We start from the raw sequence: 17,065 nt of genomic DNA, 5'->3' as shown, positions 1-17,065 counted from the left end.
GGCTCCTTTCGATAGCTCTGTCAAAAATAAAAACTGCAGGTCACAAATCGGACCTGCAGTTTTAGTGATGTTATATTATTCAGCTTTAGCTGCTTGAAGATCTAATGAAATCTTGATCTTATCTCCAACTAGAACTCCACCAGTTTCTAAAGCGGCATTCCAAGTAAGACCAAATTCACTACGGTTGATGCTACCTTCTACTCCAAACCCAACTTTTTCATTGCCCCAAGGATCTTTACCAGTTCCCCCGTAAGTAACAGTGAATGTTTGCGGCTTAGTTGTATCTTTAATGGTTAAATCACCAGTGACGTCATATTCACCTTCATCTATCTTTGCGATAGAAGTAGCTTTGAACGTCATTTTTGGGAAGTTTTCTACATCAAAAAAGTCTGCAGAACGAAGATGTGCATCACGATCATTGTTACGTGTATCAACGCTAGCAGTATCAATTGTAAATTCAATCGTTGCAGTCGTTAAATCAGTTGGATCAGCTTCGATTGTTGCATCGAATTCATTGAAAGAACCCTTTACGTTTGCGAACATCATATGTTTTACTGAAAAGTCAACGCTGCTGTGTGCAGTGTCTAAAGCCCATTTAGTTTTTGTCATTGGTAAATCTCTCCCTTTTCCTCTATATTTGTCTCAAATTTAATTATCTCAAATTCAAGATGTTTTAACTTAAGATGAATTATATAATCCAAATACCAGATTGTCAATCAAATAAGTAATAAAAAAACATGATTTTTACAAAGAAGGAGCATTCTAACAGAGAAAGTTTATATAGAAGGCTTTTTTTGCAAACATTATTTTCTTTTTAAAAAAACATGTAGCTTTTGAAGATTAGTAAGGCTATTTACTGCCGACAGCTTCTCTTAAAGGACGAGCGAAAAGTGCCGTTGCAAACTTCCTGTATAGCAGTGTAGGTAAAAGTTAGTTTTAGGGTTTTGATAAAAACCACTATCAATGTGAAAATACCGATATAGAAAGGAATGAAGTGTTGTGAATCAGCCACTAGGTTATTTAAAAGAGGTTCTCTCGAATTATACGGATCGCTCAGATGTTTGTCAGGAAATTTATTCTATTATTAGAGAGCACGATTTTACGACTGAGGAGTCGTTTGTGCGAAAGCTATCAAATGAACAAATCGACTTTCTTAACAAAATTTTACCAGATGAAATCGATCATGCCCGAGAAGTAGAGGATTCCGAAAGAGTGGAGCAATTGAATGAAGTGTTTGAACTGCTTTATTGATCTAAGTGTAAGGCTCTTTTCGTAATGTTTTTGAACAGGAACATAGATAAAAATAATCTAGTAAGTAAACGAAAAAGTGCCGTGCAAAAATAATATGTGCTTCAAAACCACGTTGGAGGTATAAATGTCGGCTTTTGGACATTTACGAATAAAACAACACTCATTGTGAAAACAGTGAAGGGTAAAAACCATATTCTAAACAAAACAGAGATAAAAAAACGGGACAATTAGTCATTGTCCCGTTTTTCTCTATCCTCAACATATGGCTCATGTTCATAGGCTGGTAAATCTCCAAAGGGGGTCATAATTCCTTCTTCATCAAGAACTTCCTCGTAGCGCTCGTGCTGTGAGTTCGGATACACCGTGACATTCTTCCCTTCTATATCATTTCCGACAAAGTTCTCATAATCTTCGACATATCCGATGTTTTCTTCAGACTCAATATACGTATCGTTATAATGATCTTCTACTTTCACAAAATCGGACGGGGTCTCTGAGGTTCCCCAGCTCTCCACTTCTTGCCATGCGTCTTCAGCATCAAACGCTACCGTTTCATCTTGCTCATCCATATCGAATTTACCGAAAGGAGGCATTAATACTCCTTCTTCAATCGGACGCTCATGAGAAGTAATTTGATCAGGAGTATGTTCGATACAATAGGTTGTCGTAGGCAATGCTTCGAGTCGTTGTAAGGCAATTTCCTTTCCGCAAACCTCGCATTGACCATATGTACCATTTTCAATTGCATCCAACGCCTTCGAAATGTTTTTCATTTCATTTCGATAGTGCTCACTTAAGGCGATGTCTTTCTCTCGTTCGTATAATTCAGTACCTTCATCTCCTGGATGGTTATCGTAGCTAGATAGCTCTCCTACTGACTCATGAGCATGTCCAGCAGTTAAATTTAAGTGGTCATTCGCTTCGTATCTATTCTCTAAGTCTTTCTTTTGCTCTTCCAATTTTGTTTTAAACTTTAAAAGCTGATCCTTTGATAGCATCTGTAAGCAACCCTTTCAATAACTAATTCGTTCTTTTGTTTAGTATGAATCAATTGTTTCATGTTCATGCAAAGGATGTCAGGAACGAATAAAAATACAATAATAATCATAGGAGCGAAATGTGTAGAAAATATATGAATTGTAAGATAATCTGACAAGGAAAATCGGATCTTTGAAAAAAAGTTTATTGTAAAATAATATGTATCTTTATTTAAAAAAATGTATAAATATTGAAATCATCATTAAGATTAAACAAATTAGAAGTGACTATAAATAATTAGATATTATCCCAAATAATAAAATGTAAATTTAAATTATAAGAAAATTAACATTTCTTAATAAAATTAACTATACTAATAAAATTTTATAAAACAGATAGAAATTATCTATTTCGAAAATTGAAATAATAAAAATTCCTTCGTGTTTCGAAATTTAATAGAAAATTACAATTACTTTTATTTTTCCCTATATTGCAAAAATTTAAACCTGATAGTATACTTTTGCTAATCATTATTATCCAGTTATTCTTTTTGACTACCTGCTATAAAGGAAATCTAGTACAAAAGTCTGAAGGTAATGAGAAACCCCCATCATTGTGTTCGACTTAATTCTCACCAATAGACACAGTGAAGATTTATTCAAAAACAATCCAATCCTAAATAACCGAGAAGATATTAAGTTGAGGTGCAATTAATGACACAAAAAACTCTATTGGATGTTAAAGGACTAAAGACTTATTTTTATTTAGAAGGAAAGAAAGTAGCGAAAGCGGTCGATGGCGTTACGTTTTCTGTTAACCCAGGTGAGACTGTTGCCCTCGTTGGAGAATCGGGGAGTGGCAAAAGTATTACTTCTCTTTCAATTATGAAGTTAATTGGAAAGCCAGGAAAGATAGAAGAAGGAAAAATCCTTTTTGACGGAAAAGATCTTGTTACTTATTCGGATAAACAAATGACTCAAGTCAGAGGCCGAGAAATCGGAATGATATTTCAAGAGCCGATGACGGCTTTAAATCCCGTTTTTACGATTGGAAATCAAATTAAAGAAACATTGATTAGACATAAGAAGATTTCGAAAGCAGAAGCAGAAAGAAAAGCAATTGAACTATTAAAGCTCGTAGGGTTTCCAAGAGCGGAAGAAACAATGAAGGAGTATCCACATCAACTTTCTGGTGGAATGAGGCAAAGGGCGATGATCGCCATTGCGATTTCATGCGATCCTAAGCTTTTAATTGCTGATGAACCAACAACGGCTTTAGATGTAACAATCCAGGCACAAATCCTCGATATTATGGATGAGATGAAGAAGAAATTTAATATGGCTGTGCTTCTAATTACTCACGATTTAGGTGTTGTTGCTGAATATGCAGAACGAGTAATGGTTATGTATGGTGGACAAATCGTCGAGCAAACGACAGTGGAAAACCTTTTCTTAAATCCAAAACATCCTTATACAACCGGGTTGCTTGAGAGTTTGCCAAGCCTAGAAAAAGAGACAGATAGGCTTGGTGCGATTAAAGGAATGGTTCCTGCAGCACATGAATTTCCTATTGGTTGTAGATTCTCTGATCGCTGTCCGCATGCAATGGATAAGTGTCGAGCTTCAAATCCTGAACTAGTAACTGTTGAGCCGGGTCATAATGTCCGTTGCTATCTGTATGAATAAGGGGGCTAACTAGTGTCAGTAATAGAAAAAGAACTTCAAAAAAAGACAGAGCAAGAAAACGATTATATATTAGAGGCGAAAAACCTTAAGAAATACTTTCCGATTAAAGGAGGAGTCCTAAAACGTACAGTCGGGCATGTAAAGGCTGTTGATGATGTTTCTCTGAACATTATTAGAGGAGAAACATTAGGAGTTGTAGGTGAATCAGGTTCAGGGAAATCAACTTTAGGTCGTGTCATTCTAAGACTATTAGATCCTACTGGTGGTCAGATTGTCTTTGAAAATGAGGATATCACAACTTTAAACAATCGCCAGTTACGTCCATTCAGAAAGGACATGCAAATTGTTTTCCAAGATCCATTTGCTTCCCTCAATCCGAAAATGAATGTTCAAGAATTGATAGAGGAACCTCTTTTAGTTCAAACATCCTTAAGTAAGAGTGAACGTAAGGAAAAAGCAATAGATTTACTTGGTAAAGTTGGTCTAAGACCTGATGCTCGTTTGAAATATCCCCATGAATTTTCAGGTGGACAAAGACAGCGTATCAGTATTGCGAGAGCATTAGCGTTAAATCCCAAATTTATCATTTGTGATGAACCTGTATCTGCACTTGATGTATCCATTCAGGCTCAAGTTTTAAATTTAATGGCAGATTTGCAAGATGAATTTAATTTAACCTACTTGTTTATTGCCCATGATCTAAGTGTAGTAAAGCATATTAGTGATCGGGTAGCTGTTATGTATTTAGGGAGAATTGCAGAAATCGCACCAAAGAAAAATCTTTATGAAGCACCGTTACACCCTTATACAGAAGCTTTATTATCAGCAGTTCCATCAACAGATGTACTTGCAAAACGAGAGAAAATCATTTTAAAAGGGGATTTACCAAGCCCGTCAAATCCTCCATCTGGTTGTGCATTTAGAACGAGATGTCCGAAAGCTCACGAACGCTGTGCAATTGATCGGCCTGACCTTATAAATGTAAGTGAAGGACATTATGTAGCTTGCCACTTATATGATAATCAAAACTAAAAATGGGTTTATGAGATTGATAGATGAGAGTCGGTTCATCTTGAAATCTTTCTGTTGCAAAAAGAACCTTACATATAAGGAGGTGGTGTGCCTTAGGAATTTAGAGCAAGTCAGTTTGTCTTTTAAAATTTAAAAGGGGTGAATGAATTTGAAGAAAAGAAGTTGGTTATTACTACTTAGCTTTGTTCTCATGCTAGGTATCATTGCTGCTTGTTCTAGCAGCAATGAAAATGCAGGTACTGAAACTGATGGTGATGAAAAAGAGCCAGATACAGAGGAACCAGCAGCAGAAGGTCCACAAATGGGTGGAACAGTTGTTGGGGCAATGGATACTCCTCCATCTGGTCAGTTCAACCCAATTTTCTATGAAGAAGCATACGAAGCAAACGTTATTGATTTCGTATACGAAGGCCTAGTTGGACAAAATGAAGAATTAGAATTTATTCCTGGCTTAGCTAAATCATGGGAATTTAATGACGATCAATCAGAATTAACCTTCACATTAGAAGAAGGTGTAAAATGGCATGATGGTGAGCCGTTTACAGCTGATGACGTTGTTTTCACTTATAAGCTTCTTGCTAGCCCTGGCTACATTGAAGCTGGCGGAATTCGTACTTACATTGCAGAAAATCTATTAAGTTACGATGAGTTTAGTACTGGTGAAACTGAGGAATTCCAAGGTGTTGTTGCAGTTGATGAGCACACGGTTACATTTAAATTTAAGCAACCACATGTAATGGCATTAAGTGACGCTGCATTCCCGATTATTCCTGAGCACATTTTCGCAGATATTCCGATTGCAGATATGCCTGCAGCTCCAGAATCTCGTGAAGCTGGAAAAGTTATTGGTACTGGTCCATTCCAATTTACGGAAATGATTCAAGGTGAACAATATGTTCTTTCTAAATTTGCTGATTACTGGCAAGGTGAGCCTTACTTAGATAGTATCGTATGGAAAGTTGTTGACCAAGCGGTAATCCTAGGATTACTTGAAACTGGTGAAATTGATTTCGTTGCTGATCCAAATGGATTCCAAGCAGCTGACTACGAAACAGTAGATGCTATGCCAAATGTTGAAATTATTGAACAACCAGACTTTGGTTACCAAATCATGGGCTTCATGTTTAACCATGGTCCTGTTATGGATAAGTCTCAATGGAAAGAAAATCCAAAAGTAAAAGAAGTAAAAGTTCGTCAAGCAATTGCATACGCAATTGATCGCCAAGCGATTATTGATGGTTTACTTTACGGTAGAGGTTCTGTACAGAATTCACCAATTGCTACACAATTCTGGGCTTATGATGATACAAACCCAGAACAATATGAATTTGATCCTGATAAAGCAAAATCACTTTTAGACGAAGCGGGCTATGTTGATGCTAATGGTGATGGTATGCGTGAAGATCCAGATGGAAATGAGTGGGTATTAAATCTTCATTATCCACTAGGAAACCAAGTTCGTGAGCGTTCAGCGCCAATTATTGCTGAATTCTTAGGAGAAGTAGGAATTCAAGTAGAATTAGCTCAACCTAAGGAAGCTCCAGTGTACTTTGAAGATCTTGATGTTAACCCTAATAGTATGGACCTATTCTTACTTGGATGGTCATTGGCGTCTGGTGACCCAGACCCAGGCGGAATCTGGAGATCGGATGTACCTTATAACTACCCTCGTTGGGATAATCCAGAAGCTGATGCGTTGTTAACAGATGCGATTACACCACCAGAGGCATTTGAACAAGATTATCGTCAACAAGTATATAGTGATTGGCAAGTGAAGTTTGGTGAAGATTTACCAGCTGTCATCCTATATGCTCAAAATAAATTATGGGCACATAATAGTCGCTTAGAAGGATTTACAGTATTACCTTATTCCTTCTTAGGTGATTCACATCTTTGGTATGTAACAGAGTAATAGATCTTTACATCAATATAGAGAAGAGCGTTCGGTGTAGCGCCGCGCTCTTTTCTTGTTAAAAAAAGTTAAGTCCATATTTTAACTTCGAGAATTGTTTAGCGCAAGACGCTTGCGCTTTTCTATTGAATGGAGGGGAAACATTGTATCAGTATATCATCAGACGAATCATGGTTTTTATTCCAATGCTCATTGTTTTAACCATTTTCGTGTTTGCCCTTATGAAGGCTGCTCCGGGTGATCCTTTCTCTGGAAGATTAGATCCGAACATCGATCCTGAGGTGTACGAAAAGCAACGAGAAGCATTAGGTTTAAATGACCCCATTCATATTCAATATTGGAACTGGGTGAAAGGTGCCGCTCAAGGGGATTTTGGTCAATCGATCATTTATAAAGGACGAGCAGTATCTGATTTAATAGCTGAACGACTAGTGAATACGGTTAATTTGGGGATCATGACATTAATCATCACACTTGTCGTATCGATTCCAATAGGAATTTATTCAGCAAGGAAGCCGTATTCGTTATTAGATTATGGTGCTACTGCATTTGGCTTTTTTGGACTAGCTGTACCAAACTTTTTCTTTGGATTAATCGCCATCTATGTGTTTTCTATACAGCTTGGCTGGCTCCCATCACATGGGACTGTATCGAAACCGGGACTTGAGGGCTTTGAATTATTTCAAGATAAATTGAAGCATCTTATCTTACCAAGTATTACCCTTGGTTTAGCAGGAACAGCCTCCTATATGCGTTATATGCGTTCAGAGGTACTAGATGTTCTTGGAAGTGATTACATTCGAACGGCGAGAGCAAAGGGAATGACTGAACAGTCTGTACTTTATAAGCATACCCTTCGAAATGCACTGATTCCTATTATTACATTACTTGGATTTGAAATTGGGGCATTATTAGCAGGAGCCGTCATTACTGAAGGTGTTTTCCAGTTCCCAGGATTAGGGACATTGTTTCTTTCTTCTATAGGAAATCGGGATTACCCAGTGATTATGGCCATTAACTTGATGCTAGGAGTCACCATTCTCGTAGGAAATCTACTAGCAGATATTTTCTATAGTATTGTTGACCCAAGAATCCGCTACGATTGAGGTGAAATGAATGGAAATGAAACCACAAGGAACAACCAATACAGATCCTAGTATCAATTTAAGTAATGTGGAAAAAGGAAATAGTCCAACTCGAATAGCAATTAAGCGTTTTATGAAAAATAAGCTGGCTGTCGTAAGTGTGTTTGTCCTTATTTTAATTATCTTGGTCGTAGTCTTTGCACCACTTTTGACAGATCAAGACCCGACGAAATCAAACTTAACTTTAATTGAGCGTCCACCAAGTGCTGATCATCCTCTTGGTAATGACAGTTCAGGACGAGATAACTTGGCACGACTTTTATACGGTGGTCGAGTATCATTGATAGTTGGGTTCAGCGCAATGGTATTTACCCTTGTTATTGGAGTGGTGTTAGGTTCCATTGCAGGTTACTACGGTGGAAAAGTGGATAATATCATTATGCGTGCAGCAGATTTAATGCTTATGCTACCATTCCTTGTCTTAGTATTGACAGTAGTAGCTATTCTCCAGAAAGTAACGATTGCGATCTTTGTAACGGTCATTGCGTTAACATCGTGGCCGACCTTAACGAGGATCATACGAGGTACATTTTTAACCTTGCGAGAACAAGAATTTATATTGGGGGCAAAAGCGATTGGGGTTAGTGACTTACGAATTATTTTTAAGCATTTTATTCCCAATGCGGTTGGTCCGATCGTTGTAAATGCCACGTTAATGATGGCGTCTTATATTATTGTTGAATCAGCCTTGAGCTTTATTGGATTTGGAATACCGCAGCCAACACCGAGCTGGGGGAATATGATTTCTGAAGCTCAGAGTTTAAGAATATTGCGAAATAGTCCGGAAGCATGGATTCCACCAGGACTATTCATCTTAACTACAGTCCTTTGTATTAACTTTATCGGAGACGGTCTTCGAGATGCGTTTGATCCGAAGAGTAATAGACGTTGATAAAAATAACCTACTGACTAAAACATCAGTAGGTTAATTTTTGTTTACTAAGTTCATTTTCATGGGTAAATGTTGAATTGTGCTAGATATCTACACGAGATTAGACCATTCTGAATATAAGCCGCTTCCATTGCAACCTGGACAATCATATGGATTACTTAAATAGACAAATTCATTCGCTGGATAGATTAAGAATCCTCTTCCATAACACTCCGGGCATTTGTTTTCATCCTTCATTTTCGAGACATGTTTTTCGTAACGAGTATTTTTCCAATCGTTGAATGCATTAAGCAGCCCCATTTTTATCACCTCAATTTTTTCTTATTTTTTGTTGTAATTGTCAATTTTATACATGAATATTTTTAAAATCATAAATTTGTGCTTACTCATTTTAGAAAACACTATGATAGGTTCCGCTCAAAAAAATAATACTTCGACACGCTTGTACTACAACAGATAGGTGAGTAAATTTTCCTTAGTTACTAATATTATATGAGGAAAATGAGAATTTGGCACTATTTTTTGATTCTTTTATATATTCAAAAAAGTATTGATTATTGGTAAATACCGTGATTTAATAGGAACAGATAAACTTATCTGATATGTGATCTCTTAAAATATAATAAAGGAAGGGAGGATAGAAGATGAATGTTGAGAAAATTTCTATAAAAAAGGTGTCGGAATCTGTTGTAGAACAAATCGAGGAAATGATTGAGAGCGGTTCCATCGAAACTGGAGAGAAGCTTCCTTCGGTAAGGGAGTTATGTGATATGTTCGGTGTCGGTCGCTCTGCAATACGAGATGCCATTATTACGTTAAAAGGAAAGGGCATTGTAGATGTCAAACAAGGTCAAGGAACATTTATTCGTCGTTTTGATACTAAGAAATTATTCAATCCTTTATTAATCAATCCTGAATCAAATGATGTACGTGAACTTTTTCAAGTTCGAAAACTGCTTGAGCCAGGAATAGCCGAAATGGCGGCTCTCAATTGGACCGAACAGGATATGAGCCAATTAGAGAGGTGTTTTCATACGAAATCATCCTACGGTTGGGAGGAAGATTACCATTTCCATATGACCATAGCGAAGGCATCTAAGAATCAAATTATCTTCCAACTATTACAATTCATATCAACTACTACGAAAAAACACATGATTGAATTTCACCGTTATATTGAACAAAACCACTCCATTTTTGAAATAATTGCACAGCAACATAGGGATATTTTTGAAGCAATAAAAGAATCTGACTCTCTTAAAGCAAAAAATAAAATGACTGAACATTTAGAATACGTCGAAAGTATTATGCAGAAAAGCTTATGGAAATCGTCTTAAAAATATTTGAGAAGGAGAGGGATGAATTGATTACATCAGATTTATTCAATGACCTACAAGCAGTCATTAGTCATGAAAGAATAATAGAAAATCAAAAAATTGATGATTTTTTAGGGAATTCAGGAAGGGTAGAGATTAAGCCTCATTCAGAAGCGGAGATCATAAAAGTTTTAAACTATGCGAACGAGAATAATAGAGAGATTTCCATTGTTGCTGGAGGTACGAAGCGTGGTTTTGGAGGAATAACAAAAGCTGAGGACATTGCTTTATCATTGGAAAAATATCAGGGGATAGTTGATCATACGGTAGGAGATATGACGGTTACCGTCAAAGCGGGAACTCCCTTTAAAGAACTTCAAAAATATTTAGCGCAATATAATCAGAAAATTTCTTTAGATCCATTTTGTCCCGATAAGGCCACAATTGGAGGTGTCATTGCTGCAAATGACAGCGGTCCCAAACGACTAGGCTATGGCTCTGCGCGGGATGTTGTGATTGGATTGCGAATCGCCTATCCTGATGGTTCTGTAATTCGCTCAGGCGGAAAGGTCGTTAAAAATGTTGCAGGCTATGATATGAATAAGTTATTTATTGGTTCGATGGGAACGCTTGGAGTGTTAACAGAGGTCACGTTAAAGCTTCGCCCAGTCTCAAAATATGAAAGCGTTGTATTATTAGCGTTTCCGGACGGTCATGGCAAAGAGATCAAGGACTTTGTCAGTGAACTCCTAGACTCGATGATGGAACCAATCGCCCTTGAATTAGTAAGTCCTACCATGTCTGAAAAACTGACAGGACGAAAAAGCTATACCGTTGCTATAAGCTTTGAAGATATAGAAACGTCGGTACATTATCAAGAAGAGTTTGTAGAAAAAATCAAACCAGCTTGTGCTGATATGCGCATTTTGGATCAAGAGAATGCCGTTCAATTTTGGGAGCAGTTCTACAATATGGGTCCTAAGATGACAAACATAAGTGAAACGGAAGCAATATTAAAAATCGGGGTCGTTAATTTAGATGTGATTGATGTTGTAAGCGAGTGTGAACTTTTAAGTGATGCTCATAACCTGAAAATCGAAGGACATGGTGGACTAGGTCATGGATTGTGTCAAGTTCATTTGTCTGGTGCCCGTGAGGATGTGGAGGCAGCAATTTTTCATGTAAGAAAGTTTGTTACAGAAAAAAATGGTTACGTTATCATCAAGCATTTGCCCCTAGACCTTCGTCAAAAAATCAATGTTTGGGGAGAAAAACCTTCCTACTTCTTCTTATTAGAAGGAATAAAAGAAAAGGTAGATCCGAGAAAAATACTAAATCCTAAACGGTTTGTAGGGGGGATATAAATTGAGTTTAAAAGAAACGGATCTGAAAAGTGAGCCAACATGTCAAACGAATTCATTAAGTAATTATTTGTGGAGTGATCCACCAGATGAGAATAAGTGGGCAGATTGTGTCCATTGTGGTTTATGTTTAGAGGCTTGTCCAACCTATGAACAAACTGGTCAAGAACAACATTCGCCAAGAGGCCGAGTTCATTTAATTAAATCCGTAGCAGAAGGGAGATTAGTCGTTGATGAAGACTTTTCCGACCCCGTTTTTGTTTGTTTAGATTGTCGTGCCTGTACAACCGCTTGCCCAGCCGATGTTGATGTCGGGGGCTTAATTGAAGAAGCTCGCGGTCAAGTTCGTCAAGCAATACCTTTGAAAGGATGGAAGGGGACGACAAGTAAACTTCTATTGGAAGGATTATTCCCTCACATAAATCGTCTCCACTCTTTAGGAAGTCTGCTTAAATTTTACCAAAAGAGCGGATTGCAAAAGGTTGTTCGTAAAACAGGTTTGATTCATATCATGCCAAAGCATCTAGTTGAAATGGAAGCGATTATGCCAGAAATCGGGACACCCGTACAAAAGAAGTTTAAAGATCAAGAAATAATTAAGGCAAAGGGGGAATCAAAGCGTGAGGTCGCCATGTTAACGGGATGCATTATGGATGTGATGTTTAGTGATATCAATGAGTCGACCATCAATGTGTTAACGAAAAATGGAAACGATGTGATCATTCCTAAAAATCAAACTTGCTGTGGAGCTCTTCATGTACATGCAGGAGACCGTGAGACGGGGAGAAAGTTAGCAAAGCAAAATATCGAAGCATTCAAGGATGCAAAGAAGGTGATTACGAATGCGGCAGGTTGTGGATGTATGTTAAAGGAGTACCCAGAACTATTCCGTGAAGAACCTGAATGGCATGAAAAAGCAGAAGAATTCTCCAAAAAAGTAGAGGATATTTCAAAACATTTATATGATACAGGGTATGAAAAACCGAAAGTGGAATTGAATACGCGTATTACCTATCATGATGCGTGTCACTTAGCCCATGGTCAAGGTGTTCGTGAGGAACCGAGGGATTTATTAATCAATATTCCAGGAGTAGAAATGGTTCATATGCCGAATGCGGATCGGTGCTGTGGCAGTGCAGGAGTCTATAATATCACCAATCCTGAGATGGCGGGAGCTGTACTTGAAAGCAAAATGAGAAATGTTCCTGAGGATGTTGAAATGATATCCATGGGCAATCCTGGTTGCATGCTACAAATGGCTGTTGGTGTAAAGAAGTATGGAAGAAATCAAAAAATTGTTCATACCGTTCAGCTACTTGATTGGGCATATCAAAAAGAAGAGAAAGAGAGGGGGAAATAATGGCGAAAAAGAGATTGCAAACAACTGACAAGGATATTATCAATCTAGCAAAAATAGTGGGGGAAAAAGAAATTTTATATAAGCCGTCTGATTTGCTCGCTTACGATTGTGATGGGTTTACGATTCACAAGCATCTCCCAAAGGTAGTCGTCTTTCCCAATAATACAGAAGAGGTCGCTGAAGTGGTCAAATATTGTGATACCCATCAACTGCCTTTTTTAGCTCGTGGTGCAGGCACAGGTTTAAGCGGTGGGGCGATTCCTTTAAATGGAGAGGTGATCATCAGTTTAGTTAAAATGAAGCGGTTGTTGAGCGTCGATCTGGAGAACCGCCGTGCCGTTGTCGAACCAGGCTTCGTTAATCTTAAATTGACGAATTCGATTGCTCATAAAGGCTACTATTACGCACCAGATCCTTCTAGCCAATATGCATGTACGATTGGCGGAAATGTAGCTGAGAACGCAGGTGGAGCCCATTGTTTAAAATATGGAGTGACGACGAATCATATTTTAGGTTTAGAGGTTGTTATGCCAAACGGAGAAATTATTGATATCAGCAGCAATGGGGTTCCTGATGCGCCAGGCTATGATTTATTGGGTCTTTTGACAGGATCGGAAGGGACGTTAGGAATTGTCACAAAAATCACGGTTCGTATTCTTAAAAACCCAGAGGCAAAGCAAACAGTCCTCGCTTATTTTGATAAGGTGGAGGATGGGAGCCAAGCGGTATCTGATATTATTTCTTCGGGAATTGTTCCAGCGGCACTGGAAATGATGGATAAGACGGCGATTGCAGGGGTTGAGGCAGCGGCATTTCCTGTTGGTCACCCGAAAGATATAGAAGCAGTACTATTGATTGAAGTAGATGGAATATCAGCAGGAATTGATGAACAGATTAATCAGATATTAGCTGTGTGTAACAATCGTAATGTAAGAGAGGTGAAAGTAGCACAAAGTGAAGAGGAAAGAGGGAGATGGTGGGCAAACCGAAAAACAGGGTTTGGGGCGATGGGAGCTATCTCTCCAGATTATCTTGTACAGGATGGAGTGATCCCTCGCAGCAAGCTTCCAGAAGTGTTAGCTAGAATAAATAAAATCAGCGAGGAAAGTGGACTTAGAATTGCTAATATTTTTCATGCTGGCGATGGAAATTTACATCCTCTCGTCCTCTTTGATGCGAGAAAGCCTGGAGAAACAGAGAGAGCATTAAAAGCAGGAAGTGAATGTCTTCAAGTTTGTGCAGATGTAGGTGGAACGATCACGGGGGAACATGGTGTGGGAATCGAAAAAAGAGAAGAAATGCGCTTTGTGTTTACGGATAGAGAAATTCAGGCACAAACGGATATCCGTGATGTATTTAATCCTAAAAATTTGTTGAATGCTGGTAAGCTATTTCCTACACCTGGACGCTGTGTAGAGATAAAAAAAGAAATGAAGGAAGCATTGAGGACATCTTAAGGATCGGAACCTAACGGTGAATAAATGCATCGTTAGGTTCAATTAAATGAAGAGAAGTTACGGTTTTATTCATGTGACTACATAGAAAAACAAAAGATAAAATTTTTAGAAAATTATTGAAAGATGTTTTTTCACATGATATTATTTTTTTAGATAATAAATGAAACGCTGTTGCGTAATAACAAACGAGAAAAATAAGGAGGAGTTATACATGTCTGAATACGTGAAAATGGGCAATCTCCAGGTTGCTAAAGTGCTAGCTGATTTTATTAATAAGGAAGCGTTACCAGGGAGTCAGGTTGAGCAAGAAGAATTTTGGGTAGGCTTAGAGACTCTCATCGAAGATTTAGCTCCAAAAAATAAAGAATTACTTGCTATTCGTGATCAGATTCAAGAGAAAATTCATACTTGGCATAAAGAACACCAGGAATTTAATTTTGAACAATATAAGAGTTTTTTAGAAGAGATTGGCTATTTAGAGCCTGAAGTAGAAGAGTACGAAGTAACAACTACTAATGTTGATGATGAGGTGGCATCCCAACCTGGTCCGCAGCTTGTAGTCCCTGTTGATAATGCTCGCTATGCCCTAAACGCTGCTAATGCTCGTTGGGGAAGCTTATATGATGCTCTTTATGGCACCGATGTCATTAGTGAAGAAAATGGTGCTCACCGTGGTGGAGGCTACAATCCGGTAAGAGGAGAAAAGGTCATTCAATTTGCGAGAAACTTTCTCGATCAAGCAGCCGCACTGATTGATGCCACACATCAGGATGCAGTGAAATATGAGGTGGTTGATGGGAAGCTGGCTGTAACGTTAGAAAATGGAAATACGACTGGATTAGTGGATCAGTCAAAGCTAGTAGGCTATCAAGGGAGTGCTGAGGAGCCATCTGCTATTCTTTTGAAAAATAACCGACTACATTTTGAAATTCAAATTGACCATCAATCTCCAATTGGAAAATCGGATAAAGCGGGAGTAAAAGATGTTCTGATGGAGTCTGCTTTAACAACCATTATGGATTGCGAAGATTCAGTGGCAGCTGTTGACGCTGAGGATAAGACTCACGTTTATCGCAATTGGCTTGGTTTAATGAGAGGTGATTTAACAGCCACATTCCAAAAAGGCGGTAAAACGATTACTCGTTCGATGAATCCTGATCGCTTGTACACATCTCCAACTGGAGAAGAAGTTACATTAAATGGACGTTCAATGATGTTTACAAGAAACGTTGGTCACTTAATGACAACGAATGCGATTCTTAGACCGAATGGGGAAGAGATCCCTGAAGGAATCATGGATACTGTTATTACGAGTTTAATAGGGAAGCATACGTTATTAGGAAATGGGAAGTACCAGAATAGTAAAAAAGGCTCCATTTATATCGTTAAACCAAAAATGCATGGTTCTGCTGAAGTCGCATTTGCGAATGAATTGTTCAATCGAGTAGAGGAACTTCTCGGACTTGAGCGCAATACATTAAAAATTGGTGTGATGGATGAAGAAAGAAGAACGTCTCTTAACTTAAAGAATGCAATTAGTAAGGTTAAAGAACGGATCGTATTTATTAATACAGGATTCCTTGATCGGACTGGAGATGAAATGCACACTTCAATGGAAGCAGGAGCAATGATTCGTAAAAACGATATGAAATCAACGACCTGGCTGAAAGGATATGAAGACTCAAACGTAAATGTTGGTTTATCTGTAGGTTTCCAAGGACATGCACAAATTGGAAAAGGAATGTGGGCGATCCCCGATTTAATGGCAGAGATGATTAAGCAAAAAATTGGTCATCCTAAGTCAGGTGCAAATACTGCCTGGGTGCCGTCTCCTACAGCAGCAACCTTGCATGCTCTTCATTATCATGAGATTGATGTTATTGCTGTTCAAAATGAGCTATTGAAGGATGGTTCGATTGACTATCGAGATGCTATATTGCAAATTCCAGTCGCTGAAAATCCAGCATGGACGCCGGAGGAAATTCAACAAGAGCTCGATAATAATGCACAAGGAATTCTTGGTTATGTTGTCCGTTGGGTTGAGCAAGGAGTTGGATGCTCTAAAGTACCGGATATTAACAATATTGGCCTTATGGAGGACCGTGCCACATTACGAATCTCAAGTCAGCATATGGCAAACTGGCTACATCACGGAATCGTGACAGAAGCGCAAGTTTTAGAAACGCTGAAGCGGATGGCGAAGGTTGTAGATGAACAAAATGCAGGCGATGAGAACTATCGTCCAATGGCTGCAAACTATGACAATTCCGTTGCTTTCCAAGCAGCCTGTGACTTAGTTTTCAAAGGATACGAACAGCCGAGTGGATATACCGAGCCAATTTTACATCGTCGCCGCGCTGAATTTAAAGCAAAGATTGCAGTCGGTAACTAAATATTGTAAAGCAGGTTTATAGAAAGCGATAATAGTGGATTTATAGAAGGATAAAAGAATGGTCTAATAGGAAAGTCCGATTCATTATCGAGTAAGGAGCATTCGGACAGATTGAGTCGCGAATGTCAAGGGGCTGTCCGAATAGGAGGGCTATTCGGACAGTCCGAGCTGTAAAAGAAATAAGTAAGTCCGAATAGAGGGGTTATTCGGACAGCCCGAGCTGTAAAACAAATAAGTAAGTCCGAATAGAGGGGTTAATCGGACAGCCCAAGCTGTAAAACAAA

At 38.4% G+C, this 17,065-nt stretch carries 14 protein-coding genes; 11 read left to right on the top strand and 3 right to left on the bottom strand.

Annotated features, from left to right (window positions below; genetic code table 11):
• Nucleotides 1-75 precede the first annotated feature (75 nt).
• Complete coding sequence (locus tag BMSHG_RS19155) at nt 76-609, bottom strand: YceI family protein (protein ID WP_019156083.1); 534 nt, start codon at nt 607-609, stop codon at nt 76-78.
• Nucleotides 610-999: 390 nt separating this feature from the next.
• On the opposite strand from BMSHG_RS19155, the gene BMSHG_RS19150 reads away from it, so the two are divergent.
• Nucleotides 1,000-1,251, top strand: a complete 252-nt coding sequence (locus BMSHG_RS19150; protein WP_019156082.1) for a sigma-G-dependent sporulation-specific acid-soluble spore protein CsgA — start codon at nt 1,000-1,002, stop codon at nt 1,249-1,251.
• Between the two features lie 227 nt (nt 1,252-1,478).
• On the opposite strand, the gene BMSHG_RS19145 is transcribed toward BMSHG_RS19150, so the two are convergent.
• Nucleotides 1,479-2,249, bottom strand: a complete 771-nt coding sequence (locus tag BMSHG_RS19145) for a TraR/DksA C4-type zinc finger protein (protein WP_019156081.1) — start codon at nt 2,247-2,249, stop codon at nt 1,479-1,481.
• 693 nt (nt 2,250-2,942) lie between these two features.
• Between BMSHG_RS19145 and BMSHG_RS19140 the strand changes: the two genes are divergently transcribed.
• The 5 genes from BMSHG_RS19140 (at nt 2,943) to opp4C (ending at nt 8,895) form a co-directional block, all read left to right on the top strand.
• Nucleotides 2,943-3,914, top strand: coding sequence for an ABC transporter ATP-binding protein (locus BMSHG_RS19140; protein WP_019156080.1), 972 nt, complete (start codon nt 2,943-2,945; stop codon nt 3,912-3,914).
• Between the two features lie 12 nt (nt 3,915-3,926).
• Nucleotides 3,927-4,946, top strand: a complete 1,020-nt coding sequence (locus BMSHG_RS19135; RefSeq protein WP_019156079.1) for an ABC transporter ATP-binding protein — start codon at nt 3,927-3,929, stop codon at nt 4,944-4,946.
• Nucleotides 4,947-5,094: 148 nt separating this feature from the next.
• Nucleotides 5,095-6,858, top strand: coding sequence for a peptide-binding protein (locus BMSHG_RS19130; protein WP_019156078.1), 1,764 nt, complete (start codon nt 5,095-5,097; stop codon nt 6,856-6,858).
• A gap of 143 nt (nt 6,859-7,001) precedes the next feature.
• Nucleotides 7,002-7,964: an ABC transporter permease gene (locus BMSHG_RS19125; RefSeq protein ID WP_019156077.1), complete on the top strand. Its 963-nt coding sequence runs from the start codon at nt 7,002-7,004 to the stop codon at nt 7,962-7,964.
• Between the two features lie 10 nt (nt 7,965-7,974).
• Complete coding sequence (opp4C, locus tag BMSHG_RS19120) at nt 7,975-8,895, top strand: oligopeptide ABC transporter permease (RefSeq protein WP_019156076.1); 921 nt, start codon at nt 7,975-7,977, stop codon at nt 8,893-8,895.
• A 90-nt stretch (nt 8,896-8,985) separates the two neighbouring features.
• Here opp4C and BMSHG_RS19115 read toward each other — a convergent pair whose 3' ends face one another.
• Entirely contained in the window at nt 8,986-9,195 is a 210-nt protein-coding gene (locus tag BMSHG_RS19115) for a hypothetical protein (RefSeq protein ID WP_019156075.1), read from the bottom strand.
• 344 nt (nt 9,196-9,539) lie between these two features.
• On the opposite strand from BMSHG_RS19115, the gene BMSHG_RS19110 reads away from it, so the two are divergent.
• The 5 genes from BMSHG_RS19110 to BMSHG_RS19090 all read left to right on the top strand — a co-directional run bounded on the left by BMSHG_RS19110 (nt 9,540) and on the right by BMSHG_RS19090 (nt 16,781).
• A complete protein-coding gene (locus BMSHG_RS19110) occupies nt 9,540-10,232 on the top strand; it encodes a FadR/GntR family transcriptional regulator (protein WP_019156074.1) in 693 nt (230 codons plus the stop codon).
• 26 nt (nt 10,233-10,258) lie between these two features.
• The gene (locus BMSHG_RS19105; RefSeq protein ID WP_019156073.1) at nt 10,259-11,575 is read left to right on the top strand and encodes an FAD-binding oxidoreductase; all 1,317 of its coding nucleotides are present in this window, start codon (nt 10,259-10,261) and stop codon (nt 11,573-11,575) included.
• A 1-nt stretch (nt 11,576) separates the two neighbouring features.
• On the top strand, nt 11,577-12,932 hold the full coding sequence (locus BMSHG_RS19100) for a (Fe-S)-binding protein (RefSeq protein WP_019156072.1): 1,356 nt from the start codon (nt 11,577-11,579) through the stop codon (nt 12,930-12,932).
• On the top strand, nt 12,932-14,389 hold the full coding sequence (locus tag BMSHG_RS19095) for an FAD-binding oxidoreductase (RefSeq protein WP_019156071.1): 1,458 nt from the start codon (nt 12,932-12,934) through the stop codon (nt 14,387-14,389). Before BMSHG_RS19100 ends, BMSHG_RS19095 begins: the two co-directional genes overlap by 1 nt.
• Before the next feature lie 211 nt (nt 14,390-14,600).
• Nucleotides 14,601-16,781, top strand: coding sequence for a malate synthase G (locus BMSHG_RS19090; protein WP_019156070.1), 2,181 nt, complete (start codon nt 14,601-14,603; stop codon nt 16,779-16,781).
• Nucleotides 16,782-17,065 lie beyond the last annotated feature (284 nt).

The sequence above is a fragment of the Robertmurraya massiliosenegalensis JC6 genome, assembly GCF_000311725.1.
GTDB lineage: Bacteria > Bacillota > Bacilli > Bacillales > Cytobacillaceae > Robertmurraya > Robertmurraya massiliosenegalensis.
The sequence above is the reverse complement of the archived record's forward strand: the minus strand, read 5'-3'. Positions and strand labels throughout refer to the sequence as shown.